Below are 25,266 nucleotides of genomic sequence, written 5' to 3'. Positions count from 1 at the left end.
ACCGAATGCAGTTTTTCCGGTGACTTCCGCCTGCGTATCTAGTCGAGCTTATAAACGTCGGCATTGTCCTACCGTTCCCGCAGGCCGTTGTAGGAAGCGTGGCGGAGTTTATCGTCGCCCGTCCTGCCCTGAACTCGATCTCGGCGATCAGGCAAACGCCTATCCTCTGGTCTCCATCGGCTGCGGATGCGATTGCCCGCTGCGGCTAGCGCCGTGGAGGAACGCCGCATGTCAAGGCGCAGGCGCTATTCCGCAGCCCGTTTAGGTCGCTTGATGCCACCGCATTAGCCGGTCAGTCCCGACATTCTCAACAGAGCTATTCCGATTGCAGCGGAAATCACGGTCAGTGATATACATGCAAACAACCGGTAAACTCTCTCCTTTGACGTCAAGAGGAGATAGACCGAAGCGATTCCCAGAAAGCAAATCGTCGCGAGGGCGCCATAAGCTCGATACTCGCCCGAATAAAGCCATGTCCCCAAAGCCACAAAACCACAAATAACAAAAACAAGTTCGAGCTTTTGCAACGTAACACCCCAAGAAGATCTGAGCGGGATTTTAGGGAATTGATCTCGCAGGTCAACTTTGCCATCGGGCTGCATGCGGCGGGGCTTGATGCATCCGCCTACACGTCCGATGTTCATATGGCCTCAAGCTTAAAAGCTCCCGTATAGGTCGAACGCTGCGGACAGCCATTGATGCAATCAACCGCAGCGACGCGGCATTAAATAGAGCTGGGCTTCGGTATTACGATCGAGCTTTGTCTCGGTGGCTTCGTCATGCAGGCGAGTTCAGCACGAAACCTTAAGAAGATTGTGACGCCGCTCATCTATCCCCGCTATCGCGATCTGGAGCCCGACAAGAGTGGAGTGCGGCAAAAATTCTTGTTATCCCTACAGCCTTGAATCCTTTTCGAATCTTCGGTTTTGCTAATGTTGTGATAATGTTGCTCAACTTTCTGGTGCTTGACTCTTTTATAGCGTCGGAACAAACAATGAACAAATAGCCTGTACGGCATAATGTCGATCCTTTGAACACCACCTTGAAGGGAGCCGTGAACGATGACCGCTGCGCGCCCGAAGGGGTTGTCGGATGTGATCTGTGATTTGCGTGGCCGCATCGCCTCGATGGAGGGCACAGCAGCGAAACGGGCCGGAACGCTCTCTTTCGGTGTGCCCGAGATTGATGCGGTCTTGCCTGGCGGGGGTCTTGCCTATGGAGCCCTGCATGAGTTCGCAGGCGGAGGATCCGGTACGGTCGATGGTGCAGCAGCCGCGCTTTTTGTCGCCGGCATTGCCGCCCGGACCAAAGGCCCCGTCATCTGGTGTCTGACGAGACCGGATCTGTTCTTTCCGGCGCTTGCCCAGGTCGGCCTCCATCCCGACCGCGTCATCTTCGTCGAGTCCGACAAGGAGGAAGACGTGCTGGCCAACATGGAGGAGGGCTTGTCCTTCGGTGGGCTCGGCGCTGTCGTCGGCGAGCTCGTTCGCCTGCCGATGGTCAGCTCCCGCCGCCTGCAACTGGCCGCGGAGCGAACCGGGACCATGGCGCTCGGCGTTCGGCGATGGCGGCGGCAGACGGAGGCGAATGATTTTGGCCAGCCGACGGCGTCAACAACCAGATGGCGGGTCAGTGTGATGCCATCGGAAGAGCTGCCGGTACCGGGGGTGGGCAGGCCTCAATGGTTTCTTGAATTGATGCGCGTGAAAGCGGGTGAGTGTGCTGAGTTTCTCGTGAGGGCGTGTGATGACAAGGGTCGTCTCGATCTATCTTCCGGATCTGCCGACGGATCGTATTCGGCGGGCGGATCCCTCCATTTCGCCTGAACAGCCAATTGCCGTGATCGCAAGAAGCGGGTCGAAGCGATGGGTTTCGGCTGCCGACCTGGCTGCCAGGGCGGCAGGCGTGCATGTCGGCATGCCGGCGGCAAAGGCGCAGTCGCTGTTTCATGGCCTGATGATGGTCGACGCCGATATCGAAGCCGATCGGGTAGCTCTCGAACGCATCACACTGTGGGCACTAACCATCTATTCGCCGATCGTCGCGATTGACGGGATCGACGGCATCGTTATGGACACCGAAGGCGCCGACCACCTGCAGGGCGGCGAGCTGCCAATGGTGACAAAGATCGCCAACCAGTTTCTGGGCAGGAAGCTGACTGCCCGCGTGGCGGTCGCGGACAGCTGGGGTGCATCCCATGCCTGTGCCCGCGCCATCAACCGCGAGACGATCGTCATTCCGCCGGGTGAGACAGTGCGGGCCGTTGAAAAGCTGCCGATATCGCTCCTGCGTCTGCCGGCAAAGATTGTCAGCGATCTCCGCATTCTCGGATTTCAGACGATCGGGGAGCTTGCCAATACCCCGCGCGCGCCGCTGACGTTGCGCTTTGGACCGGAGGTTGGGCGCCGTCTCGATCAGATGCTCTGTCGCATCGCCGAGCCTATCGAGCCGATCCGCACGCCTGAGCTGGTCGAGGTTTCGAAAGCCTTCGCTGAACCGATTGGCGCAGCGGAGACCATCAACAAATATGTCGGCCGCCTTGTCGTGCAATTGGTCGATGAACTCCAAAAGCGGGGGCTCGGCGTGCGTCGGGCTGACCTGATTGTCGAGAAGGTCGATGGCACCAGACAGGCAATCCGCGCCGGAACAGCCAAGCCCGCCCGCGACGTAGCCTGGCTGACGAAACTGTTTCGGGACCGGACGGAAAAGATCGAGCCGGGTTTCGGGATCGAGAGGCTCACCCTTGTTGCGGTTCTGGCCGAGCCATTGGAAGAGGCGCAGAAAGTCTCTGCTCTGGTCGAGGATGACGTCACCGATGTGACGCCACTGATCGACATCTATGGAAACCGCGGCCAGCGGGTCTATCGCGTCGCACCGGTTGCATCCGATGTGCCGGAACGTTCCGTCCGGCGGATCAGTCCCGTTGCTGAACCGATCCCTGTTGCCTGGGTGAGCCATTGGCGCCGTCCAGTCCGGCTTTTGCCACGGCCCGAACTGATCGAGGCGATTGCGCTGATGCCGGACCGCCCGCCGGTCTCGATCGTCTGGCGCGGCAAGCGCCGTAAGGTCAAACGCGCCGACGGCCCGGAACGCATCTTCGGGAGTGGTGGCAGCGCGACGCCGAAATGGACGCGGTGCGGGACTACTTTGTCATCGAGGACGAGGCAGGCGAGCGCCTGTGGGTGTTCCGCTCCGGCGACGGAGTGGATCCCGAGACCGGGTCCCATCGCTGGTTCTGCCACGGGATCTTCGCATGAGCTACGCCGAGCTCCAGGTCACGACCCACTTTTCCTTTCTGCGCGGCGCCTCCTCTGCACAGGAGTTGTTTGAGACCGCGAAACAGCTCGGTATCGACGCAATCGGCGTCGTCGATCGCAATTCGCTTGCCGGAATTGTTCGGGCGCTTGAGGCGTCGCGCGCCACCGGGTTGCGCCTGGTCGTTGGCTGTCGTCTCGATCTGGCGGATGGCATGTCTGTGCTGGTCTATCCGATGGATCGCGCTGCCTATTCGCGCCTGACGCGCCTCATCACGCTGGGAAAATCGCGTGGCGGCAAGAACAACTGTATCCTGCATTGGGACGATATCGTCGCTTACGCCGAGGGCATGATCGGCATTCTGGTACCTGATCTGCCGGATGCCACCTGCGCCTCGCAGCTTCGCAAGATGGCTGAGCTGTTTGGTGATCGCGCTTACGTCTCTCTCTGTTTGCGTCGGCGACCGAACGACCAGTTGCGGCTGCATGAGATTTCCAACATGGCGGCGCGGTTCAAGGTCAGAACCGTCGTCACCAATGATGTGCTGTTTCATGAGCCGGGCCGGCGGCAATTGCAGGACATCGTCACCTGTATCAGGCACAACACCACGATCGACGATGTCGGCTTTGAGCGCGAACGCCACGCCGACCGCTACCTCAAGCCACCGGAGGAAATGGCACGCCTGTTTCCGCGCTACGCGCAAGCACTCGCGCGAACCCTGGAAATCGTGCGTCGCTGCAAATTCTCGCTCGAGGAACTGACCTACCAGTACCCGGAGGAAGCCATCGTGCCGGGCAAGGATGCTCAAGGATCGCTCGAGCATTATGTCTGGGAATGTGCGCCCGATCGTTATCCGGAAGGCCTGCCACCGGATGTTTTAAAGACCGTTCGGCACGAGCTCGATCTCATCCGCACCATGAAATACGCGCCTTACTTCCTGACGGTGTTTTCGATCGTCCGTTTTGCCCGAAGTCAGGGCATTCTCTGCCAGGGCAGGGGATCTGCGGCCAACAGCGCTGTCTGCTATATCCTTGGCATCACCTCGATCGATCCCTCGACCAATGATCTCCTCTTCGAGCGCTTCGTCAGTCAGGAACGCGACGAGCCGCCGGATATCGATGTCGACTTCGAGCATGAACGGCGCGAGGAGGTCATCCAGTGGATCTACAAGACCTATACCAAGGATAAGGCGGCACTCTGCGCAACCGTCACCCGCTACCGGGCCAAGGGCGCAATCCGCGATGTCGGTAAGGCGCTTGGCCTGCCTGAAGATGTCATCAAGGCGCTGTCATCGGGCATGTGGTCCTGGTCGGAAGAAGTTCCCGACCGAAACATCAGGGAACTCAATCTCAACCCCAATGACCGGCGTCTGGCGCTCACCCTGAAACTCGCGCAGCAGTTGATGGGCGCGCCTCGGCATCTGGGTCAGCACCCCGGCGGCTTTGTCCTCACCCATGACCGGCTAGACGATCTCGTGCCGATCGAACCGGCGACGATGAAAGACCGGCAGATCATCGAATGGGACAAGGACGACGTTGAGGCACTGAAGTTCATGAAGGTGGATGTCTTGGCGCTCGGGATGCTCACCTGCATGGCCAAGGCTTTTGATCTCATCCGCGAGCACAAAGGGCAGGATCTTGATCTCTCGAAAATCAGCCAAGAGGATGCGGCGACCTATGCAATGATCCGCAAGGCTGACACGCTCGGCACCTTCCAGATCGAAAGCCGTGCGCAGATGGCGATGCTGCCGCGGTTAAAACCGCGCACGTTCTACGATCTCGTCGTGCAGGTGGCCATCGTGCGGCCGGGCCCAATCCAGGGTGACATGGTGCATCCCTATCTCCGTCGTCGCGAAGGCAAGGAGCCCGTCGAGTATCCGACACCCGAGTTGGAGGCGGTGCTCGGCAAGACGCTGGGCGTGCCGCTGTTTCAAGAGTCAGCGATGCGCGTCGCCATGGTCTGTGCCGGCTTTACCGGTGGTGAGGCCGACCAGCTGCGCAAATCCATGGCGACCTTCAAGTTCACCGGCGGCGTCTCGCGCTTCAAGGACAAGCTGGTGTCAGGCATGGTCAAGAACGGATATTCGTCCGAGTTCGCCGAAAAGACCTTTTCGCAGTTGGAAGGCTTTGGCTCATACGGCTTTCCGGAAAGTCACGCGGCCTCCTTTGCGTTGATTGCCTACGCTTCGAACTACATCAAGTGCCATCATCCCGACGTCTTTTGTGCAGCCCTTCTCAACAGCCAGCCCATGGGATTTTATGCTCCGGCCCAGATCGTCGGAGACGCGATCAAGCATGGCGTCGAGGTGCGGCCGGTCTGCGTCAACCGCTCGCGATGGGACTGCACGCTGGAAAGGATTGGAGGCGGCGATCGTCATGCTGTGCGCCTCGGGTTTCGGCAGGTGAAAGGGCTGGCTGTCGCGGACGCCGCACGTATCGTTGCAGCGCGCATGAACAACCCGTTCGCCTCAGTCGATGACATGTGGCGCCGGTCCAGCGTGCCGACCGAAGCGCTTGTTCAACTGGCAGAGGCCGACGCCTTTCTGCCATCGCTGAAACTCGAACGACGCGATGCGCTCTGGGCGATCAAGGCGCTGCGCGACGAGCCCTTGCCGTTGTTTGCAGCCGCAGCCGAACGCGAGGCGACGGCGATTGCCGAGCAGCAGGAGCCAGAGGTGGCGCTTCGGCAAATGACGGACGGCCATAACGTCATCGAGGACTACAGCCACATCGGGCTCACTTTGCGCCAGCATCCTGTCGCCTTTCTGCGCAAGGACCTGTCGGCACGCAATATCATTTCCTGTGCCGAGGCGATGAATGCCCGTGATGGGCGGTGGGTTTATACCGCTGGACTCGTGCTGGTGCGGCAGAAGCCGGGATCGGCCAAGGGTGTGATGTTCATCACCATCGAGGACGAGACCGGACCGGCCAACGTCGTTGTCTGGCCCACCCTGTTCGAGAAACGCAGGCGCATCGTGCTGGGATCTTCGATGATGGCGATCAACGGACGGATTCAGCGGGAAGGGGAGGTCGTCCATCTCGTCGCCCAGCAACTCTTCGATCTCTCAGGCGATCTGGTTGGACTTGCCGATCGCGATACGGAGTTCAGGTTGCCGGCTGGTCGCGGCGATGAGTTTGCCCACGGGGGCGGCGGGCCGGATTCACGCGATCGGCCGAAACCCGTTGTCCCGCGCGACATATTCACACCGGACCTTCATATCGATACGCTGAAAGTGAAGAGCCGGAATTTTCACTGAAAAATGCTCAAACCGAGCGTGTCGAGGGAGCGCATGCACTGCCAAAACCGCTTCAATCCTCAGGCGTGGCGACTTGGGATGCGGCGGTCATAGCTTTCGGCGTTGCTTTCGGAAAAGGGTGAGCTGGAACTGGAAGTGAAGCGAGGCGCGCTTCTGTCTCCGGCGAGACATGACACCGCAGACCTGACACTGGCCCGATGCCGTACCGGGCAAAGTACGGCCTTATGAGGTCGAAGCCACGCTGGTCGCCTGACTGAAAGTGACGGAAAATCCAGTAGGCGATCAAATCCGCCATCTGAATCAGGCGCGATGCATTCGAATCCAGAAAAAGCGGGACTTCGGCAAAGTTGCGAAGTTGGCCGCTGGCATGCCCGACGTGCTTGAACACATGAGAGAGGGTTTGGATTTTCTCCTCATAATTGCTTTTGTCGAGGATGACCAAGCCGCGCTGGGGGTTCTTTTTCTTGTAAAGCGTCTTCAGATAGCCATCAAAACACGAAGCCACCTCCTCGAAGCTCCGAGCCAGAATATCGTTCGCAGAGAAGAGCTTCTTTTCGATGACGCAGGCGTAGACCTTCAACTGCAATTGCTTGTCTGACAGTAGCGACGAGATATCGACGACGGCTTGAACTCTGTCGTTGGGAGGCACACCTTTCCAGGTACCGTTGCCCGAGCGCATTGGGTTTCCATGGAACTCGATTTCTCGAGGATTGGTTGAGCTAAAGCGCGCCGCTACAGGATCTATCTGGGCTTCCAGCCAATGCGTTTGGCGCTCGAATATACTAAAGCCTGCAAGGACAAAGAAGTCGGAGCTTGGATCATGCGAGTGACCAGACTCGTCGAGATATAGTAGATGCAACGAATCCCCTGAAACGAAAAAGCGGACCGCATGCGGTCCGCTCCAATTCGGTAAGCCGAGTGAAACAATCGTTCAACGCACCGACGGATCAGCGCTCTCGACTATGCTCAATATATATCGGTTGCGTGTCGGCTTTTCAAGAGGCGGCTCCCTATGGCCCACAATCGCGAACGTCCAGCGTTCGCGGCTTCACGTCGTCTGTGATCCGCCTCCAGCAGTCATAGGCATCGACCGTGACCTGATGACCGGAGCGAAAAGAAGGTAGCATCAGGTAATCGAGGGCTACAACAAGATCCGCATCAGCACGATCGTTGTTTGTCGGAGGCTGGTCCATTGAGGCGTCCCAATCCCGCTCTTGATGGATGGCTTCCTATTCCAGCCCCGGATCTCCGTCGATCAACCCACTGACGGGGTCCGCTAGCAAGCTGCGGCCGCTTCGGCTTAAGCCTTCGCGGTGATCGCGACCGGTTCCGGACACTGACGGGAGCCATCGAGCGGGAATGGCCCGCTCGAAAGATGGAGCCTCAGATGAACACCGATCTTTCGCTTGCGCAGACCCACGCCTTCCAGCTCGCCCGCACCCTGATGGTTCCAGTCACGCTGTTCAGGTCCGGCGACGAGTTCGGCGTTCTGCCGAGCGACGAACTCGATGACGAAGACGATCTGGAGATCGTGCATGAATATGAGCCGTTGTGACTTATGGTCATCTCAGGCTCGATCGCGCCGCTTTACAGGGCACCCCCGCTTTCCAACTGCACATAATCAGCTCTTTGAGCCTTCAATCCCCAGCGTAGGGCATCCGAATGAAGGCAACCTGCAATCGCAACTCAGCGAAAAAGGAGAACGCGATTGCCGACCACACTCCACCTCCGTCTTCGAACCGAAGACCCGGACAATATTCTTTCGCCGCTCGCTCGAATGGTCCATGACCAATGCGAGCGCCGAAATTTGGACGTTAGGCGCAAGCGCCAATATACCGCTGTCGTCCTTCACTTTGGCTATTGGCTATTCGAGCGTGGTGTCGCCACGGAAAGCTTCACCACTGAACACATGGAAAGCTTCCTGACGGCTCACGCGAATGGTTGCTCCTGCTCGTGCTTTTGGAAAATGCGTACGGAGGTGGAGGCTATGCGTCGAGCTTTGAACCTCGCCGTCAAAATGAGGGCACTTCGCGAGATCCCGCCGATGAACCTCGCGGCGATAGATCGTGAAGTCCTGGCGTTCGATAAAATGCTCGAAGAAGTTTGGGGCTTGTCTGCGGGTTCACGCCGCAAGCATCGCAATGTTGTTCTGAGGCTTCTGGTCGGCTGTGTGAAAGATGGCCGTGTCGATATAGCCAACCTCAACCACTCGCACATTCGTCAGTTCGTGCTCGGCGAGCAGGGACGGAAACCAGCAACCATCCGTAGCTACTCTGTCTCGATCAGGTGCTATCTTCGATATCGAGCACTCTTAGGCGACGATGTCCGTCGGCTAGTAAAGGCCATACCAGCACCCGCAGTGAAAACGCCGGCCAGACTGCAAACGGGCTTCAGCCCGGCGGAGCTGGAGCGATTGCTGGAAGTCTCTGCAGAAATCGGCCGAACCCGGAAGAGAGTTCATGCCATTATCAGGTGCCTAGCAGACCTCGGGATGCGGTCGATCGAGGTAACCAGCCTGACACTCGACGATATCGATTGGGAAAAAGGTATGATCCGGGTGCGCTCGACCAAGTCGCGCCGGTCCGATCCTATGCCGCTTCCATATGCTACAGGCGAAGCTATCGCCGACTATATCGTGCATGAAAGGCAAGCCACGCAACACAGGGAGGTCTTCGTCCGGCATGTTGCGCCCCTTGGAGAGCCGATCACTCCGCGCTCGGTACAGCGAGCAGTCTATGCGGTCTACGACCGATTGGGCTGGGATTGCACCCGTATCCATATCTTCCGCCATACGATTGCCAGTCGACTGGTCAACGATGCCGTGCCCCTGAAGCAGGTTGCGGACATCATGCGGCATAGGAGCGTGGTGACAACTGCGGGCTACGCCCGCGTCGATCAAAACAGGCTGGCGGCCGTAGCCCTGCCTTGGCCGGGAGCGAGCGCATGACCGGGTCAGCCACTATGCTATCTCGTGCCGAGGCCTACCTCGCACATCGCCGAAGCCTCGGCTTCAAGATGAAAACTTCAGCAAGGCAGATCACCTCCTTTGCACGATATGCCGACGACAGAGGACACGAAGGGGCGCTCTCGTCCGATATCGCGCTCCGCTGGGCGAAGGCCGAAGCGACAATTGCCGACCCCTTCACCTGGGCAAAACGACTGGAGGTGTTGAGGCCATTCGCGGCCTTTCTCGCGGCAGAGGATCGTGAAACCACCTTCCCGGCGACCAATCCTTTTGGGCGGACGAAGCGTCGGCTTGCTCCACATATCTTCGCGAACGAGGAAATCGTGGGCATCATCGCCGAAGCGCATCACATTCGCCGCGTTCAGGCTGCCGGGACGCTCATGATGCCTGCCCTGATCGGCCTGCTGGCCTCGACTGGGCTGCGCATATCGGAAGCGCTCGGCCTACAGATCCGAGATCTGGATCTCGAAGCTGCGCAGATCGTGGTGCGGGAAGCGAAATATGGCCGCCAGCGACTGGTCTCCCTCCATCCAACCGCTGTTGCCGCGCTCGAGATCTTCCTCGATCGACGAAACGCGCTATTCCCATCGAAGCCGGCCGATCCTGTCTTCATGAGCGAGCTGTCCAGCAAGAAGCTGAGCTACATGAACGCCTGGCACGCCTGGTTCCGGATCACCCAGAGATTGGGAATCCGGCCGCGCGGTGGCCATCCCTTCGTGCGTATCCATGACCTTCGGCACAGCTTCATATGCCGTCGGCTTATCCTCTGGCAGGAAAGTGGAACGGAGATCGATGCGGCAATGATGATGCTGTCTACGTATGTCGGCCATGCCAATCTGCTCGATACCTACTGGTATATTGAGGGCGTGCCCGAGCTCATGGCAATTGCAGGCAATCGCTTCGAAGGTGCAGCTATGGTTGGAGGCGACGTTGATGAGTGATACCACACCTTCCTTTCCGACCCTGCTGCAGCGCTTCTTCGTTGATCATCTGCGCCAGCAACGAGCGGTGAGCCCATGCACGGTCGCGGCATATCGCGACACGTTCAAACTGCTGCTGGCCTTCGCTGAGAAGCGGATCGGGAAATCCCCGACGAACCTGACCCTGCCCGACCTCAATGCCGATCTGATCCTGGCCTTTCTGGATCACCTCGAGCGTGATCGGGCCAATAGCGTCAGAAGCCGAAATGCACGGCTGTCCGCAATCCGGGTCTTCCTCAAATATGCCGCGCATGAGGATCTGACTGCGCTGGCGGTGATCGAGCGCAGCCTCGCCGTCCCGCAGAAGCGGCATGACAAGGCAGTTCTCGGCTACCTGGCGCGCGCCGAGGTCGAGGCGATCATCAACGCGCCCGATCCCAAAACATGGGCCGGCAGGCGCGACCGGGCACTGTTTACATTCCTCTATAATACTGGCGCGCGTGTGTCCGAGGCTATCGACCTTCGGATTGGTAGTGTCATTCTGGAGACTGCACCGGTCGTGCACCTGCATGGGAAGGGGCGCAAGCGCCGGAGCGTGCCACTCTGGAATGAGACCGCACGAACGCTGAAGCGATGGATTCAGGATCTTCATGATTGTGGACCGGATGCCTACATCTTTCCCAACAGTTCGGGGACGCGCCTATCCCGCTCCAGTGTGAGGCAGCGCCTCGACCTCGCCGTCGGCGCTGCCGGCGGAGGTGTTCCATCGAACCGCGCAAAGGCGATATCGCCGCATACCTTCCGGCACACCACGGCGATGCACCTGCTGCAGTCCGGCGTCGACCTGACCGTGATCGCGCTTTGGCTCGGACACGAGGACATCAGCACGACGCATATCTACATGGAGGCTGACCTTGCGATGAAGGAAAACGCGCTCAGCCGGCTTCAGCCGGTCAGCCCTACAGGTGTTCGCTACCGGCCGCCCGACAAGTTGATGGCATTCCTTCAAGCGCTTTAAGCTCGTTGCTCCCGGAGTGACGCCCGGGAGCGCATCCTAGCCGGGCGGCTAGGCGCAGCACTTCGACGTCGTGCTAGCTGGCCCGCAGCAGGACGATTTGGCCTGCTCCTCCGCCAGCCAGCGATCCCGTGGCTTGCAGCTTGCTGGTCGAGCGACAAGAGACACCTCGAAGGTGCCGGCGACGAGCCGCGGTGCTGACGCGCAGTAGAGGGCCATCGGCCGCTCTCCGTCGCTGATCTCGAACGTGAGTTTTGCAGTCGGCTCAAGCTGCACATGGTCAGAGACTTTGCGGATGATCGCCGCAAACTTGCCGGCCGGCATATGCGTCCGTTCATCTTCGTCGATATCCCAGAGCTGCACGAAGATCTCTGCCCAGGCTTCCGGGTTGGCGCCGCAATCGAGCGCCGAAAACATCCCGGCCTTGACTTCGGTGACGTGGTAGCCCGCACGGACGGGATTGCCGTCATAGCTGAAAACCAGCGGCGCATCTGGAGCCACGGCGAGGACATCGAGGAGATGGGCGAGACTGATGTCTGTCGAAATTGTCTTGTCGATCGCGTTCATGTGCGTTATCCCTCTATCCAATAGTTCAAGGATTGTTGAAATATGGATGAACGTCAAGCTCTTTCGTCATTCGCGGCGCTGTCCCAGGAGACCCGCCTTGCGATCGTCCGTGCTCTGGTCATTGCGGGCCCGGAGGGATTGGCCGCAGGTGTGATCGCCGAACGCATGGGCGTCTCCGCGACGAACGTCTCCTTCCATTTGAAGGAACTGGAGCGGTCAGGATTGATCTCCCAGCGAAGGGAGTCCCGCTCAATCATCTACAACGCGAGTTACGACGCGCTTGCCGATCTCGTCAAATTCCTGATGGAGGACTGTTGCGCTGGTCATCAGGTGATCAGAGAGAGTGTCGAGCGTGGCGGCGACTGCTGTAGCCCAGCCGGCAAGGATGACGTCGTTGCGTAGTTCCACAATCCCTGCAGGCATTGTCTCGGCTCTCGGCCTGACGCAGATCATCGGTTACGGCACGCTCTACTACAGCTTCAGCATCCTCGCCCCGGCATGGCGGAGGATCTCGGCTTATCGCTGGCAGAGGTATTCGGTGTGTTCTCCGTGTCCCTGTTTATCGGCGGTCTCTCGGCCACCTATATCGGCAAGCAGATGGACCGGATCGGTGCCGCGACGATCATGACGGCAGGGTCAGCGCTCGCGGCATTGACACTTGCCCTTTGCGCCTGGTCGCCCTCAGTCGCAATCTTCGCCATCGCCATCATCCTGCTCGAGGTGTCATCGGGAATGGTGCAGTATCAGGCTGCATTCGCAGCTCTGGTTGAAAGCGATCCCCGCAGCGCTTCCCGCAGCATTACCTATCTTACGCTGATTGGTGGATTAGCCTCGACAATCTTCTGGCCGATCTCGTCAGCACTTACGGGATATCTCTCGTGGCGGGAAATCTATCTCGTCTTTGCGGCGCTGAACCTCTTCCTTTGCATGCCGCTGCACTTCTGGATCCGGAGTCTCGGACAGAATGCTGGCGAAACGACCATCCGGACACGCGAAACGGTGATCGGCGCGATCGCACCTCATGCAAGGCGCCGCGCCATGGTCATCGTCTCGTTTGCCTTCGCGCTCCTCGGCTTTACGCTCGCAGCCATCCTTGCCCATATGGTGCCGATGCTCGGCTCGATCGGGTTGGGGGCAGCCGCCGTCGTTATCGGCTCACTGTTCGGTCCTGCGCAGGTTCTGAGCCGCCTGATCAACATGGTCTTCGGGAAGAACCTGTCGCCGCCGGGACTTGCCGTACTTGCCGCCGTGCTGATCGTCTTCGGCGTCCTGATCCTGCTGGTGACGGGGAACTGGCTGCCGGGTGCGGTCGCCTTCGCCATCTGCCTGGGGCTTGGCTCCGGAATCAACAGCATCGCGCAGGGGAGTTTGCCGCTCTATCTATTCGGATCGGACGGATATGGAGCGATCACAGGCAAGATGGCGGCGGCTCGACTGGCGCTCGGAGCCGGAGCACCTTTCGCGTTCGCGGCGGCCATGGAGAACCTGGGCCTGAGCTTGTCGCTCATTGGAAACGCGTGTCTCGGCGCGGTCAGCATAGCGGCATTCGTTGCGGTGGCAGTATCCTGTCGGCGACCAGCCACCGCAACTGTCCAGAATTACTAGATCGACTTCAGCGAAACCCGCTTCTCCAGCTCGGCTGCGTCTTCCTTCCGCTCGCTGTAGCGATCGGTGAGATAGGACGAAACATCGCGGGTGAGGATAGTGAACTTCACCAGCTCTTCGCAGACGTCCACGACGCGGTCGTAATAGGACGACGGCTTCATTCGTCCTTCGGCATCGAATTCCTGAAACGCCTTGGCGACGGACGACTGGTTGGGGATGGTGATCATTCGCATCCAGCGGCCAAGAATGCGTAATTGATTGACGGCGTTGAAGGACTGACTGCCACCGGATACTTCCATCACCGCCAGCGTCTTGCCTTGCGTCGGCCGGACGGAACCGACCGAGAGCGGGATCCAGTCGATTTGGGACTTCATTATCCCGGTCATGGCACCGTGGCGTTCCGGGCTGATCCAGATGTGGCCTTCAGACCACTGGGTCAGTTCGCGGAGCTCCTGCACCTTGGGGTGGCTCACCGGAGATTCGTCCGGAAGCGGCAACCCGGCGGGATCGAACACGCGAACCTCGCATCCCAGCCGTTCGAGAAGCCGACGAACTTCGAAGGCAAGCAGACGGCTATAGGAAATCTCCCGCAGGGAACCGTAGAGAATCAAGATCCTGGGCTTATGTGTCGAGAACATCGGCCGGAGCGATTCCGGCTCGATGGGCTGAAGAAGCTGGTCGTGCAGTGCGGGGAAGGTATCAGACAATACGCTTTCCTTCCTGATCCAGAACCTGTTCGCCGTCTTCTTTGGTGAACGAACCTTTGAAGGCATCGGTCGGCAGGATGTCGAGTACTACCTCTGACGGGCGGGCAAGCTTGGTGCCGAGCGCCGTGACGACAAATGGTCGATTGATCAGGATCGGGGTCGCGAGCATCGCGTCCAGCAACTGGTCTTCGGTCAGGTCCGGATTGTCGAGACCGAGTTCGGCATAAGGAGTGCCCTTCTCGCGGATCGCGTCACGAACAGTCAGACCGGCGTCCCTAATCATCTTCAAGAGCTGCTCGCGCGACGGCGGGTTCTGAAGGTATTCGATGACAGTAGGCTCGATCCCGGCTGCGCGGATCAGTGCCAACGTGTTGCGAGACGTCCCGCAGGCCGGATTGTGATAGATGGTGGCGTCCATAGTCAGGTCCTTTCGGTGATGGTGTTGCGGGAAACGGCGGGCGATGCCTCGTACCAGCCCTTCGAGCGGTTCACGATCCAGACGACGGAAAGCATCACCGGTACCTCGATCAGCACACCGACCACTGTGGCAAGTGCCGCGCCCGACTGAAACCCGAAGAGGCTGATGGCGGCGGCGACTGCTAGTTCGAAGAAGTTAGAGGCCCCGATAAGTGCCGAGGGACCAGCCACACAATGCTGCTCACCTGAAATCCGATTGAGGATGTAAGCGAGGCCGGAATTGAAATAGACCTGGATCAGGATCGGCACTGCCAGAAGTGCGATGATCGTAGGCTGCGCAATGATCTGCTCGCCCTGGAAGCCAAACAGCAACACCAGCGTCGCCAGTAATGCGACAAGCGACAGCGGCTGAAGCTTGGACAACAGCCGGTCCAACCCGGCGGTGCTCCCGCCGGCCAGCAGGGCACGCCTTAGACCCTGGGAGATCGCGACCGGAATCAGGATGTAGAGGGCCACTGAGATCATGAGGGTGTCCCACGGCACTGTGATCGCAGACAGACCCAGAAGCAGACCCACGATCGGTGCGAAGGCGACAATCATGATAGCGTCGTTGAGTGCGACCTGGGACAGGGTGAAATGAGGTTCGCCCTTCGTCAGGTTGCTCCAGACGAACACCATAGCCGTGCAGGGCGCCGCCGCGAGAATGATCAGGCCCGCAATGTAGGAGTCGATTTGGTCCGCTGGCAGGTATGGCCGGAACAGCCAGCCCACGAACAGCCAGCCCAACAGCGCCATCGAGAACGGCTTGACGGCCCAGTTGATGAACAGCGTCACGCCGATGCCGCGCCAATAGCTACCGACCTTCGACAGTGAGCCGAAGTCGATCTTGAGAAGCATGGGGATGACCATCAGCCAGATCAGCACGGCGACGGGAATGTTCACCTTGGCGATCTCGGCTGCGCCGATCGTCTGGAAAACGCTCGGCATCAGATGGCCAAGCGCGATGCCGACGAGAATGCAGAGGAAAACCCAGACAGTGAGATAGCGTTCAAATACGGACATCAGGCGCTCTTTTCCTGGCTGCTGGTCGACCCTTCCATCTGGCCGATCTGCTTTAGCTTCTGTTCAAGCGCAAGCTTGTCGATCGAAGACAGCGGAAGGCTTAGGAAGGCGCCAATGCGGTTCTTCAGAAAACGGGCGGCCTGTGCGAAAGCTCTCTGGACTTCGATATCCGTTCCCACGACGGCGGCCGGATCCTCGACACCCCAGTGCGCTGTCATCGGATACCCCAACCAGACTGGACACGCTTCGCCAGCCGCGCTGTCGCAGACCGTGAAGATGAAATCCATCTGCGGCGCGCCCGGCTCCGCGAACACATCCCAGTTCTTCGAGGAGAAACCGGTAGACGGATAGCCGAGCGCTTCCAACTCCTTGATCGCATGGGGGTTCACCTCGCCCTTCGGATGGCTCCCCGCGGAGTAGGCTCGAAAGCGACCTTTCCCCTCATGATTCAGGATGGATTCGCCGAGAATAGAACGTGCGGAATTGCCCGTGCACAGGAAGAGCACGTTGTAGATCTTGTCGGTCATGGTCTTGTTCCGTTGTTAGGTCGGGGACCTGTTGAGCTTCATGATGGTCGCAGTCGATGGGCAGATGAAAGAAAGTTGGCGGGTCATGAGCACAGCCGCAGGTACAATGGCCCGCGGCACCTCAGAGAAACCGATGGACGAAAAAAATGGCGCGGCACTCGTCGTCGCGAGATAGATGCCGCCGCTTCCATCGAGACCTCGCAACGTTGCCTCTACGATCGCTCGGCCAAACCCAAGACCGCGATGCGCCGGAAGTACAACAACGGACCGCAGCAGGTAATCGCCTCTGCACCGTTCGAGGCCGGCATAGCCGACAATCTCATCGCCACCCGAAACAGCTTCAAAGAAGGTGCGGCCTCCATCTTCGATATCATCGGTCGGAAGATCTGCGGCCTGCAGCGCTTCGCGGAGACGGGCGTTGCTACCGGGCACTTCGCGTAATGTGATCGCGCTCAACATGGCTTCGCATCCGGAGCGCAGCAGAGCGTCAGCTCCGCGATGAGGGGTGCGCAGAGCTGTGTCGATCCGCCGCAGCAATCCTTCAGCAGAAAAAGTGTCAGGTCGCGCAGACCGTCGAGGTCGGCCCGATAGATGATTGATCGGCTTTGGCGCTCGCTCTTGACCAAACCAGCACGGAAAAGTGTCGCGAGATGTGCCGACATCGTGTTCTGCGGGACATCGAGCAGCCGCGCGAGTTCGCCTGCTGGGATGCCGTCTGGTTCGTGCCGCACGAGTAGACGAAACGTCTCGAGGCGGGTGTTCTGGGCCAAGGCCGAAAGGGCCGCTATTGCGTTGTTGCTTTCCATATATCCAGAATAACGGATGCATTGATAAAGTCAACGCCTTTGGTCGGAGGTGGATTATGCGCAGGTGAGAAGGGGAGATACCCTGCAAAGCAGGACGATCGCGTCTAAGGTGACCATAAGTCACCACGACTCATATTCATGCTTATGCGGAGCTACGCATAAGCATGAATTCCATCCTTGGCCGGCTCATTGAGCCGGCATTTTCCTCTCCTTGATGCCGCTTGCGCGCGGCAGGCGGCAAGGGAAGCTGCGCCGCTGCTGGCAGTTCATCCGGAGCGGAATGCAAATCTGCAGATTGCCAGCCGCGCCCTTGCCCCCTTTGCTCTTCGCGGCCGCCGGAAACGGTCCCGCAAATTGCGGGGGGCACGAATCTGGAGAGAAAGGCGGTGCCAAAAGCGAAAATAATGGAGAAAGAAAAACTGGAAGAACTTCGCGACCGTGTCCGGTGCGCAGCGGTGCTGGAACGGGCCGGTTTTGCCATCGACGTCAAGGAAAGCACCCGCAAGGCAATGAAATACCGGCACGGCGCGGAAATCGTCATCGTCATCCATGAGGGTAGGGGATGGTTCGATCCACTGTCCGACGCGAAAGGCGATGTCTTCGGTCTCGCGGAGCATCTGGATGGCGTCTCCTTCGTCGAGGCGCTGAATCGGGTGACGGATCTTGTCGGCGTCGTCGCCAGGGATCCTGTCTGGTCTCGTCCAGCCGGAAAGCCCGCTCACAGCACCTCCGTCCCCGAACGCTGGGCAATACGACGTAGGCCGTGGCAGGGATCCATGACGTGGCGCTATCTGCGCACCGAGCGGTGCTTGCCGACAACGATCATCCGGGAGGCCATCCAAAGTGGTGTCCTTCGGGAAGGCCCTTATAGCAGCATGTGGGCCGCGCATGTCAATGACGATGGGGTTGTTACTGGCTGGGAGGAGCGCGGTCCCGATTGGCGCGGCTTTTCGGCAGGCGGTTCTAAAATTCTCTTTCGCTTTGGCTCTTCCGACGCCAAGCGTCTTTGCGTCACTGAAGCGGCGATCGACGCCATGAGCCTTGCGGCACTCGAAGGGCTTCGTCAGGGCAGCCTCTATCTCAGCACCGGCGGTGGGTGGGCACCGGCGACAGAATCGGCAATGCGCCAGTTGGCCGCGCGTCCCGGCGCTGTTCTGGTCGCGGCCACCGACGCCAATAGCCAGGGCGAGACCTTTGCCGGCCGCCTTCGTGCCATTGCCGATGAGGTGGGCTGCGATTGGCTGCGGCTGAAGCCGCCGGCCGAGGACTGGAATGACGCGCTGAAAGCGCGGGAAGAGGAAAAGAAGGAAAAGAAAGCGAGGGCGGGAAGAGGAGGCCTGCCGCATGCCCGCCAGCCGCGTCAAGGGTGAAGCTTCGCCCGCTCGATAGCGGCCCTTGACCCGTCCGACGGAGAGGCGGCGTGAGGGGAGGGGTCATGAAGGACTGAAGAGGATGGTGAGCCGGCAGGGCAGCACCGCGCTTCGGTTCGGACAGGGCCAAAGGAGCCGCCAATGAGCACCCCTTCCGCAATCCGTAAAGTCTACCAGGGCATTGCTGACCGCCATCAGATGTTTCGAATGTTCGATCGGCATACACAGCGTCCTCACCGTTTCGACGGTGACGCGAGCACGCTCTATGCAGGCGAGTGGTTCGAAATTACCGAATGTGAACACGACTATATGTTCGAGATCCTACCTCCGCTATGGATCCGGGGTTCGATGTTCGCGATGCGAGAATTTTTGACCGGATCCGTCACATCGGTATTCTTCGCGCTGCGGATCGACGGGGTCATTCGTTTCTTCCATGCCTATTGCGATCTCTCCGACGGTGGGTCGGTGGAAGCCATGCGGCTGGCGATCATCGAGCGGGAGACGCGCCCTGTGCGCGCGATGACGCGGGACGAGCGCCTCGAGCACATCTGGAGCGCCACGGCGGACGCCTATCGCGGCTATTCCGATGAAACCGCGCCGCAATATCTCCCGGGGCAGCGCGTCATCGCTCTCTACACCGCGACTGGGTCTGCCAGGTTGAAGCTTCTCGACGACCTGACCGACGAAGAGATCGCCACCAAACTGCCCGTCCAACTGCGCCATCTTGCCCGTGCGGCAGTCGCAGCGTGAGGAGGCGCTTTCCATGCTTTCGTTTCCGATTGAATCGGTGCGGGCGGTGATCGCTCGCGGTCGCGCCGATGCACAAGCCAATGGCGGCTTTCGCAATCCCCATTATGGCCTTCATCCCGGTCGCGACGAACAAGCGGGCGTCTGGTTGGTCGGCGATCACGGCGTGTATTTGTGCTCGAACGGCAAATTGCCGGACGGAGAGAAGCCGTTTGTCGCTTATGCGCTGGAATGCGATCCCCGCACGAACGACGACTGGTTCGAGGTCAAGCGCAAGACCTTCGGCGGCGATGACGGTGTCGAATTCATCGACGCCGACCAGCTGGAGGCGATGATCGCCGCCACTCCGAATGCCAGGTATCTCGGCATCACCTTCGATGATGACTCGATGGAACTCTTCATCATCGAGTGGTCGTAACGTCCCGGCTCGCAGCGGGATCTTCAACATCAATCAGCGTCCGTTCGCCGCCGAACTCCATCGGCGGAACGATGACGCGCGGCTCTACAAGGAGATTTTATCATGAGCAACGATCCCTTCACGCTCGACATATTCGGCAATACCGCACTCTCATCCGGGCTCGGTTTAGGCGTCACCGCTTTCGGCGAGTTTTCTCCTGCGGCCGCTAATGACGACGATCCGGAACCCACGCCGCCGGCGCCGCCACCTGCCATGCCGGTCGCTTCCACCCCCATCCGGCGCACCGGCCTTCGGGCAAACTTCTATCTTGAGGGTGACCGCGGCCTGCCTTCCTCCTGGAAGGATCGTGCCCGCGCCAACGTTGCGGCGATCCTCGTTGCCAATGATATCTCCAGGCAGGACCGGCCGGCGACGCCAAACGAGCAGGCGGAGCTGATCCGTTTCACCGGCTTCGGCGCCGGCGAGCTGGCCAACGGCGTATTCCGACGGCCGGGTGAAAACGATTTCCGGCAGGGCTGGGATGAGATCGGCTCCTCGCTCGAGACCGCCGTCTCTGAGGCCGATTATGCGTCGCTTGCCCGCTGCACCCAGTATGCCCACTTCACCCCTGAGTTCATCATCCGGGCGATCTGGTCCGGCATCCACAGACTTGGCTGGCGTGGCGGCCGCGTCCTTGAACCGGGCATCGGCACGGGCCTGTTCCCGGCATTGATGCCGAAGACATATCGCGACACCACTTATGTGACCGGGATCGAACTCGATCCGGTCAGCGCCCGCATCGTGAGCTTGCTTCAGCCTAAGGCACGCATCATCAGCGGCGACTTCGTTCGCACCGATCTGACGCCGATCTACGATCTCGCGATTGGCAATCCCCCATTCTCGGATCGTATTGTCCGCTCTGATCGCGCCTATCGTTCGCTCGGCCTTCGTCTGCACGACTATTTCATCGCCCGGTCGATCGACCTCTTGAAGCCCGGGGCGCTGGCAGCTTTCGTCACCTCGCATGGCACGATGGACAAGGCCGATCAGACCGCGCGGGCGCATATCGCCAAGTCCGCCGACCTGGTCGCGGCCATTCGCCTGCCTGAAGGCAGCTTCCGCGGAGGCGCCGGCACCGATGTCGTTGTGGACATCCTGTTCTTCCGCAAGCGGAAAGCCGGTGAACCCGGAGGCGACCAGACCTGGCTTGACGTTGAGGAGGTTCGCCCGGCGACGGATGACGAGGGCGCGATCCGCGTCAACAGGTGGTTCACCCGCCATCCCGGCTTCGTTCTCGGTGGCCACGCGCTGACGTCAGGACCGTTCGGCGAAAACCTACACGTGCCGACCTCGGGATGAAGAGGATCTTGAGGCCGCCCTTGCCGCAACGATCGATCTCCTGCCGGCCGATCTCTATGACGGCGAGCCGACGCAGGTCGATATCGATCTGGAGGACGAACTTGGGGAGATCATTGATCTCCAGCCGAGAGACAGCGGTATCCGAGAGGGCAGCTTCTTCCTCGACCGATCGAAGGGCCTGATGCAGATGCTCGATGGGGCGGCCGTACCTGTCACCATGCGCAAGGGTCGCTCGGGCGATGGGATTTCTGAGAAGCATATCCGGATCATCACCAAGCTGATCCCGATCCGTGACGCCGTGCGCGAGGTGCTGAAGGCCCAGGAAACCGACCGGCCATGGCGCGATCTTCAGGTCCGCCTACGCATTGCCTGGTCAAGCTTCGTGCGCGACTTCGGGCCGATCAACCATACGACCGTCTCGATCCAGGAGGATGTGGAGACGGGCGAGGTCAAGGAGACTCATCGCCAGCCGAATCTCGCACCCTTCCGCGACGATCCCGATTGCTGGCTCGTCGCATCGATCGAGGACTATGATCTGGAGACCGACACGGCCAAGCCAGGTCCGATTTTTTCCGAACGTGTGATTGCTCCGCCCGCGGCGCCGACTATCGCTTCGCCTGCAGACGCGCTCGCCGTCGTGCTGAACGAGCGTGGCTGCGTCGATATTGATCACATCGCGGAGCTGCTCCATAGTGATCCCGCGACTGTGGTCGATGAGCTGGGTGATGAAGTATTTCGCGATCCTGCCGATGGATCCTGGCAGACGGCCGATGCCTATCTCTCCGGGGCCGTCCGCACCAAGCTCGCCGCAGCGCAAGCAGCGGCCGAGCTCGACCCGGCCTATGAGCGCAACGTGCGGGCGCTTCAGGATGTGCAGCCGGCCGATCTGCGACCGTCGGACATCACCGCCCGTCTCGGTGCACCCTGGATCCCGGCGGCCGATGTCGTCGCCTTCATCAAGGAGACGATGGAAGCCGATATCCGAATCCACCATATGCCGGAACTCGGATCCTGGACGGTGGAGGCCCGTCAGCTTGGTTATTCGGCCGCCGGCACGTCGGAGTGGGGCACCAGCCGCCGCCATGCCGGGGAATTGCTCGCCGATGCTCTCAACAGCCGCGTGCCGCAGATCTTCGACGTGTTCAAGGATGCCGACGGCGAGCGCCGGGTTCTCAATGTCGTCGATACCGAGGCCGCCCGCGACAAGCTGCAAAGGATCAAGCAGGCGTTCCAGGACTGGGTCTGGACCGATCCAGATCGCACCGACCGGCTGGCCCGCGATTACAACGACCGTTTCAACAATATCGCGCCGCGTAAATTCGACGGCTCACATCTGAAGCTACCCGGCGCCTCAGGCGCCTTTGTTCTTTATGGGCACCAGAAACGCGGCATCTGGCGGATCATCGCCGATGGCTCGACCTATCTCGCCCATGCCGTCGGCGCCGGGAAAACGATGACGATGGCGGCTGCGATCATGGAGCAACGCCGTCTCGGCCTGATCGCCAAGGCGATGCTGGTCGTGCCGGGCCATTGCCTGGCCCAGGCCGCACGCGAGTTCCTGGCGCTTTATCCGAACGCGCGCATTCTGGTCGCCGATGAGACGAACTTCACCAAGGACAAGCGGGCCCGCTTCCTGTCGCGGGCGGCGACCGCCACCTGGGATGCGATCATCATCACCCATTCGGCGTTCCGGTTCATCGCCGTGCCCTCGGCCTTCGAACAACAGATGATCCAGGACGAATTGCAGCTGTACGAGGATCTGCTGACCAAGGTCGATAGCGAAGACCGCGTCTCGCGCAAGCGGCTCGAGCGGTTGAAGGAGGGACTGCAGGAGCGGCTCGAAGGCCTCGCCACTCGCAAGGACGATCTTCTCACCATCTCCGAGATCGGTATAGATCAGATCGTCGTTGACGAGGCGCAGGAATTCCGCGAAGCTATCCTTCGCCACCAACATGTCGACGCTGAAGGGCATCGATCCGAACGGCTCGCAGCGCGCCTGGGATCTCTATGTGAAGTCCCGTTACATCGAGACCAAGAACCCCGGCCGGGCGTTGGTGCTGGCGTCTGGAACGCCGATCACCAACACACTTGGCGAGATGTTTTCCATCCAGCGCCTGCTCGGCCATGAAGCACTTGCCGAGCGAGGACTGCACGAGTTCGATGCCTGGGCATCCTGCTTTGGCGATACGACGACCGAACTCGAAATCCAGCCATCGGGTAAATACAAGCCCGTCAGCCGCTTCGCTTCCTTCGTCAACGTCCCCGAGCTGATCGCCATGTTCCGCTCGTTCGCGGATGTGGTGATGCCAGAGGATCTCCGGCAATATGTGAAGGTGCCTGATATCTCGACAGGGCGTCGGCAGATCCTGACCGCCAAGCCGACGGCGCTGTTCAAGACCTATCAGCAGATGCTCGACGCGCGCATCAAGGCGATCGAACAGAGGGAGGGACCGGCCAAGCCGGGCGACGACATCCTGCTCTCGGTCATCACCGATGGGCGCCATGCGGCCATCGATCTTCGTTTCGTCATGCCGGCCGCGGAGAACGAGGAAAACAATAAGCTCAATCTGCTCGTCCGCAATGCATACCGGATCTGGAAGGAGACTGGAGAAGCCATCTACCGTCGCCCGGACGGTAAGGACTTTGAGCTGCCGGGCGCCGCGCAGATGATCTTTTCCGATCTCGGCACGATCAATGTCGAAAAATCGCGCGGCTTCTCGGCCTATCGCTTCATTCGTGACGAGCTCATCCGGCTTGGCGTGCCTGCATCCCAGATCGCCTTCATGCAGGATCACAAAAAAACCGAGGCCAAGCAGCGGCTGTTCGGCGATGTCCGAGCCGGCAAGGTTCGCTTCCTGATCGGCTCGTCGGAGACAATGGGCACTGGCGTTAATGCCCAGCTTCGGCTCAAGGCGCTGCACCATCTCGATGTGCCGTGGTTGCCTTCGCAGATCGAACAGCGCGAGGGACGTATCGTCCGCCAGGGCAACCAGCATGAGGAGGTCGATATCTACGCCTATGCCACGGAAGGCTCGCTGGACGCCTCCATGTGGCAGAACAATGAGCGCAAGGCGCGATTCATCGCTGCCGCCCTCTCCGGCGACCCCTCGATCCGGCGCCTGGAGGATGTCAGCGAAGGGGCGGCTAACCAGTTCGCCATGGCCAAGGCGATCGCTTCCGGCGATGAGCGGCTGATGCAGAAGGCCGGACTGGAAGCTGACATCGCGCGGCTCGAGCGGCTGCGCGCTGCCCACGAAGACGATCAGTATGCCGTTCGTCGGCAGATGCGTGATGCCGAGCGTGAGATCGAGATATCGACCCGGCGGATCGATGAGATCGGCCAGGATATCGAACGGCTGCTTCCGACGTCAGGCGAAAGCTTCGTCATGACCGTGGCGGGCAAGCCATATACGGAGCGCAAGGAAGCTGGGCGAGCGCTGATGAAGGAAATCCTCACTCTGGTTCAGCTACAGCAACAGGGGGAGATCCACATCGCGAGGATAGGTGGGTTCGATCTCGTTTGTTCCGCAGAGAGTTCGGCCGTGGGGACAATTACCACTACCAGACGCTGCTCCAGCGCACGGGCGCCGACTACGAGATCGAGTTGCCGGTAACTGTCACGCCGCTCGGAGCGATTTCGCGCCTCGAACATTCCCTCGACGGGTTCGACGACGAGCGGGAACGTTATCGCCAGCGGCTGGAAGAATATCGACGCCGGCTGACCTCCTATCAATCACGGCAGGGCGGGGAGTTCGCGTTCGCCGATGAGCTGGTCGACAAGCGCCGGAAGCTCCGAGAAGTCGAGGAAGCGCTCGCGAACTCCCTGCTCGACGGCGCGGACACCGTAAGGACGGCCGCTTAGCCGGTCTGTTGACGCAACTCCTCGACGAGCTCCGGGTGACGGTCAAGGAGACGCAGCAACTGACTGGTCGGCCCGCTCGGCTCGACCAGTCCGCGTTCGTACTTGTCGAAGGCGTTCTCACCGACCTTGAGAATGCCTCCTGCCTCCCGCTGCGACAGGTTCAGTTTCTGTCGCACGCGCCGGATCGTGGTAGGTGAGGGAATACCCTCGACCTCTTCCTTAAGCGCGCGCAGCGCCGCATCCGTCACCTCCATGTCGTCGCCGACATGCACGCCGTCGTCGCCGTTTTCCGGATAATAACCGGGAAGATCGACCGTCCTGCTCTTGCCCTTATAGGTCACAACGAACGGGCGAACGTCACGGCGCAGGACCTCGCTGGTCTCCGGAGAGACCATTGTGTCGGGCAGTATCTTTTCCGCAGATGCCATC

At 60.1% G+C, this 25,266-nt stretch carries 20 protein-coding genes and 3 pseudogenes; 13 read left to right on the top strand and 10 right to left on the bottom strand.

Going from position 1 to position 25,266, the window contains the following annotated elements; translation table 11 throughout:
- Positions 1-284: 284 nt before the first annotated feature.
- Entirely contained in the window at positions 285-644 is a 360-nt protein-coding gene (locus G3A56_RS26140; protein ID WP_052821205.1) for a hypothetical protein, read from the bottom strand.
- A 417-nt stretch (positions 645-1,061) separates the two neighbouring features.
- On the opposite strand from G3A56_RS26140, the gene G3A56_RS26135 reads away from it, so the two are divergent.
- From G3A56_RS26135 to G3A56_RS26125, 3 genes and pseudogenes are all read left to right on the top strand, one after another.
- Positions 1,062-1,826, top strand: a complete 765-nt coding sequence (locus tag G3A56_RS26135; protein ID WP_052821204.1) for an ImuA family protein — start codon at positions 1,062-1,064, stop codon at positions 1,824-1,826.
- Positions 1,747-3,257: pseudogene (locus tag G3A56_RS26130) on the top strand (Y-family DNA polymerase). Before G3A56_RS26135 ends, G3A56_RS26130 begins: the two are co-directional and overlap by 80 nt.
- A complete protein-coding gene (locus G3A56_RS26125; protein WP_052821202.1) occupies positions 3,254-6,511 on the top strand; it encodes an error-prone DNA polymerase in 3,258 nt (1,085 codons plus the stop codon). The pseudogene G3A56_RS26130 and the gene G3A56_RS26125 overlap by 4 nt, the downstream one beginning before the upstream one ends.
- A 52-nt stretch (positions 6,512-6,563) precedes the next feature.
- Here G3A56_RS26125 and G3A56_RS26120 read toward each other — a convergent pair whose 3' ends face one another.
- Positions 6,564-7,370, bottom strand: coding sequence for a DUF3800 domain-containing protein (locus tag G3A56_RS26120; protein ID WP_052821211.1), 807 nt, complete (start codon positions 7,368-7,370; stop codon positions 6,564-6,566).
- Between the two features lie 528 nt (positions 7,371-7,898).
- Between G3A56_RS26120 and G3A56_RS28490 the strand changes: the two genes are divergently transcribed.
- From G3A56_RS28490 to G3A56_RS26105, 4 genes are all read left to right on the top strand, one after another.
- Complete coding sequence (locus G3A56_RS28490) at positions 7,899-8,066, top strand: hypothetical protein (protein ID WP_052821201.1); 168 nt, start codon at positions 7,899-7,901, stop codon at positions 8,064-8,066.
- 153 nt (positions 8,067-8,219) lie between these two features.
- Entirely contained in the window at positions 8,220-9,458 is a 1,239-nt protein-coding gene (locus G3A56_RS26115; protein ID WP_052821200.1) for a tyrosine-type recombinase/integrase, read from the top strand.
- Positions 9,455-10,417, top strand: coding sequence for a tyrosine-type recombinase/integrase (locus tag G3A56_RS26110; protein ID WP_082179067.1), 963 nt, complete (start codon positions 9,455-9,457; stop codon positions 10,415-10,417). The genes G3A56_RS26115 and G3A56_RS26110 overlap by 4 nt, the downstream gene beginning before the upstream one ends.
- Entirely contained in the window at positions 10,410-11,414 is a 1,005-nt protein-coding gene (locus tag G3A56_RS26105) for a site-specific integrase (RefSeq protein ID WP_164056915.1), read from the top strand. The genes G3A56_RS26110 and G3A56_RS26105 overlap by 8 nt, the downstream gene beginning before the upstream one ends.
- A 48-nt stretch (positions 11,415-11,462) precedes the next feature.
- On the opposite strand, the gene G3A56_RS26100 is transcribed toward G3A56_RS26105, so the two are convergent.
- Positions 11,463-11,978 carry a DUF6428 family protein gene (locus G3A56_RS26100; RefSeq protein ID WP_052821197.1) on the bottom strand — a complete coding sequence of 172 codons (516 nt, stop codon included), beginning with the start codon at positions 11,976-11,978 and terminating at the stop codon, positions 11,463-11,465.
- 42 nt (positions 11,979-12,020) lie between these two features.
- On the opposite strand from G3A56_RS26100, the gene G3A56_RS26095 reads away from it, so the two are divergent.
- Entirely contained in the window at positions 12,021-12,380 is a 360-nt protein-coding gene (locus tag G3A56_RS26095; RefSeq protein WP_052821196.1) for an ArsR/SmtB family transcription factor, read from the top strand.
- Positions 12,364-13,583: pseudogene (gene arsK, locus G3A56_RS26090) on the top strand (arsenite efflux MFS transporter ArsK). The gene G3A56_RS26095 and the pseudogene arsK overlap by 17 nt, the downstream one beginning before the upstream one ends.
- On the opposite strand, the gene arsH reads toward arsK, so the two are convergent.
- From arsH to G3A56_RS26060, 6 genes are read right to left on the bottom strand one after another with little or no spacing between them, the layout of a single operon-like run.
- Positions 13,580-14,356: an arsenical resistance protein ArsH gene (gene arsH, locus G3A56_RS26085; protein ID WP_082179066.1), complete on the bottom strand. Its 777-nt coding sequence runs from the start codon at positions 14,354-14,356 to the stop codon at positions 13,580-13,582. The pseudogene arsK and the gene arsH overlap by 4 nt on opposite strands.
- Positions 14,283-14,708, bottom strand: a complete 426-nt coding sequence (gene arsC / locus G3A56_RS26080) for an arsenate reductase (glutaredoxin) (protein WP_052821194.1) — start codon at positions 14,706-14,708, stop codon at positions 14,283-14,285. Before arsC ends, arsH begins: the two co-directional genes overlap by 74 nt.
- A 2-nt stretch (positions 14,709-14,710) precedes the next feature.
- Entirely contained in the window at positions 14,711-15,769 is a 1,059-nt protein-coding gene (arsB, locus tag G3A56_RS26075) for an ACR3 family arsenite efflux transporter (protein ID WP_052821193.1), read from the bottom strand.
- Positions 15,769-16,296: an arsenate reductase ArsC gene (locus G3A56_RS26070; protein WP_052821192.1), complete on the bottom strand. Its 528-nt coding sequence runs from the start codon at positions 16,294-16,296 to the stop codon at positions 15,769-15,771. The genes arsB and G3A56_RS26070 overlap by 1 nt, the downstream gene beginning before the upstream one ends.
- Before the next feature lie 15 nt (positions 16,297-16,311).
- A complete protein-coding gene (gene arsN2 / locus G3A56_RS26065; protein ID WP_052821191.1) occupies positions 16,312-16,755 on the bottom strand; it encodes an arsenic resistance N-acetyltransferase ArsN2 in 444 nt (147 codons plus the stop codon).
- Positions 16,749-17,102: an ArsR/SmtB family transcription factor gene (locus tag G3A56_RS26060; RefSeq protein ID WP_052821190.1), complete on the bottom strand. Its 354-nt coding sequence runs from the start codon at positions 17,100-17,102 to the stop codon at positions 16,749-16,751. The genes arsN2 and G3A56_RS26060 overlap by 7 nt, the downstream gene beginning before the upstream one ends.
- 404 nt (positions 17,103-17,506) lie before the next feature.
- Between G3A56_RS26060 and G3A56_RS26055 the strand changes: the two genes are divergently transcribed.
- The 4 genes and pseudogenes from G3A56_RS26055 to G3A56_RS26040 all read left to right on the top strand — a co-directional run bounded on the left by G3A56_RS26055 (position 17,507) and on the right by G3A56_RS26040 (position 24,837).
- Complete coding sequence (locus G3A56_RS26055) at positions 17,507-18,472, top strand: DUF3991 and toprim domain-containing protein (RefSeq protein WP_164056914.1); 966 nt, start codon at positions 17,507-17,509, stop codon at positions 18,470-18,472.
- A gap of 141 nt (positions 18,473-18,613) precedes the next feature.
- Positions 18,614-19,222, top strand: a complete 609-nt coding sequence (locus G3A56_RS26050; protein WP_164056913.1) for a DUF1419 domain-containing protein — start codon at positions 18,614-18,616, stop codon at positions 19,220-19,222.
- Positions 19,223-19,235: 13 nt separating this feature from the next.
- A complete protein-coding gene (locus tag G3A56_RS26045) occupies positions 19,236-19,637 on the top strand; it encodes a DUF3085 domain-containing protein (protein WP_164056912.1) in 402 nt (133 codons plus the stop codon).
- 102 nt (positions 19,638-19,739) lie between these two features.
- Positions 19,740-24,837, top strand: a pseudogene (locus G3A56_RS26040) (DEAD/DEAH box helicase family protein).
- On the opposite strand, the gene G3A56_RS26035 reads toward G3A56_RS26040, so the two are convergent.
- Entirely contained in the window at positions 24,834-25,265 is a 432-nt protein-coding gene (locus G3A56_RS26035; RefSeq protein WP_164056911.1) for a type II toxin-antitoxin system MqsA family antitoxin, read from the bottom strand. The pseudogene G3A56_RS26040 and the gene G3A56_RS26035 sit on opposite strands and share 4 nt — an antisense overlap.
- Between the last annotated feature and the right edge of the window lies 1 nt (position 25,266).

It is taken from the genome of Rhizobium oryzihabitans, assembly GCF_010669145.1.
Classification (GTDB): Bacteria; Pseudomonadota; Alphaproteobacteria; order Rhizobiales; family Rhizobiaceae; genus Agrobacterium; species Agrobacterium oryzihabitans.
Note: the sequence above shows the minus strand (reverse complement) of the source record. Positions and strands in the feature narration are given on the sequence as shown.

Coding starts and splice junctions, on each gene's coding strand:
- G3A56_RS26035 (WP_164056911.1), bottom strand. CDS start 25,265: ATGGCATCTGCGGAAAAGATACTGCCCGACACAATGGTCTCTCCGGAG.
- G3A56_RS26050 (WP_164056913.1), top strand. CDS start 18,614: ATGAGCACCCCTTCCGCAATCCGTAAAGTCTACCAGGGCATTGCTGAC.
- arsB (WP_052821193.1), bottom strand. CDS start 15,769: ATGTCCGTATTTGAACGCTATCTCACTGTCTGGGTTTTCCTCTGCATT.
- G3A56_RS26100 (WP_052821197.1), bottom strand. CDS start 11,978: ATGAACGCGATCGACAAGACAATTTCGACAGACATCAGTCTCGCCCAT.
- G3A56_RS26135 (WP_052821204.1), top strand. CDS start 1,062: ATGACCGCTGCGCGCCCGAAGGGGTTGTCGGATGTGATCTGTGATTTG.
- G3A56_RS26110 (WP_082179067.1), top strand. CDS start 9,455: ATGACCGGGTCAGCCACTATGCTATCTCGTGCCGAGGCCTACCTCGCA.
- G3A56_RS26125 (WP_052821202.1), top strand. CDS start 3,254: ATGAGCTACGCCGAGCTCCAGGTCACGACCCACTTTTCCTTTCTGCGC.
- G3A56_RS26105 (WP_164056915.1), top strand. CDS start 10,410: ATGAGTGATACCACACCTTCCTTTCCGACCCTGCTGCAGCGCTTCTTC.
- G3A56_RS26095 (WP_052821196.1), top strand. CDS start 12,021: ATGGATGAACGTCAAGCTCTTTCGTCATTCGCGGCGCTGTCCCAGGAG.
- arsN2 (WP_052821191.1), bottom strand. CDS start 16,755: ATGTTGAGCGCGATCACATTACGCGAAGTGCCCGGTAGCAACGCCCGT.
- G3A56_RS26140 (WP_052821205.1), bottom strand. CDS start 644: ATGAACATCGGACGTGTAGGCGGATGCATCAAGCCCCGCCGCATGCAG.
- G3A56_RS28490 (WP_052821201.1), top strand. CDS start 7,899: ATGAACACCGATCTTTCGCTTGCGCAGACCCACGCCTTCCAGCTCGCC.
- G3A56_RS26060 (WP_052821190.1), bottom strand. CDS start 17,102: ATGGAAAGCAACAACGCAATAGCGGCCCTTTCGGCCTTGGCCCAGAAC.
- arsH (WP_082179066.1), bottom strand. CDS start 14,356: ATGCCTTCAAAGGTTCGTTCACCAAAGAAGACGGCGAACAGGTTCTGG.
- G3A56_RS26045 (WP_164056912.1), top strand. CDS start 19,236: ATGCTTTCGTTTCCGATTGAATCGGTGCGGGCGGTGATCGCTCGCGGT.
- G3A56_RS26070 (WP_052821192.1), bottom strand. CDS start 16,296: ATGACCGACAAGATCTACAACGTGCTCTTCCTGTGCACGGGCAATTCC.
- arsC (WP_052821194.1), bottom strand. CDS start 14,708: ATGGACGCCACCATCTATCACAATCCGGCCTGCGGGACGTCTCGCAAC.
- G3A56_RS26055 (WP_164056914.1), top strand. CDS start 17,507: ATGGAGAAAGAAAAACTGGAAGAACTTCGCGACCGTGTCCGGTGCGCA.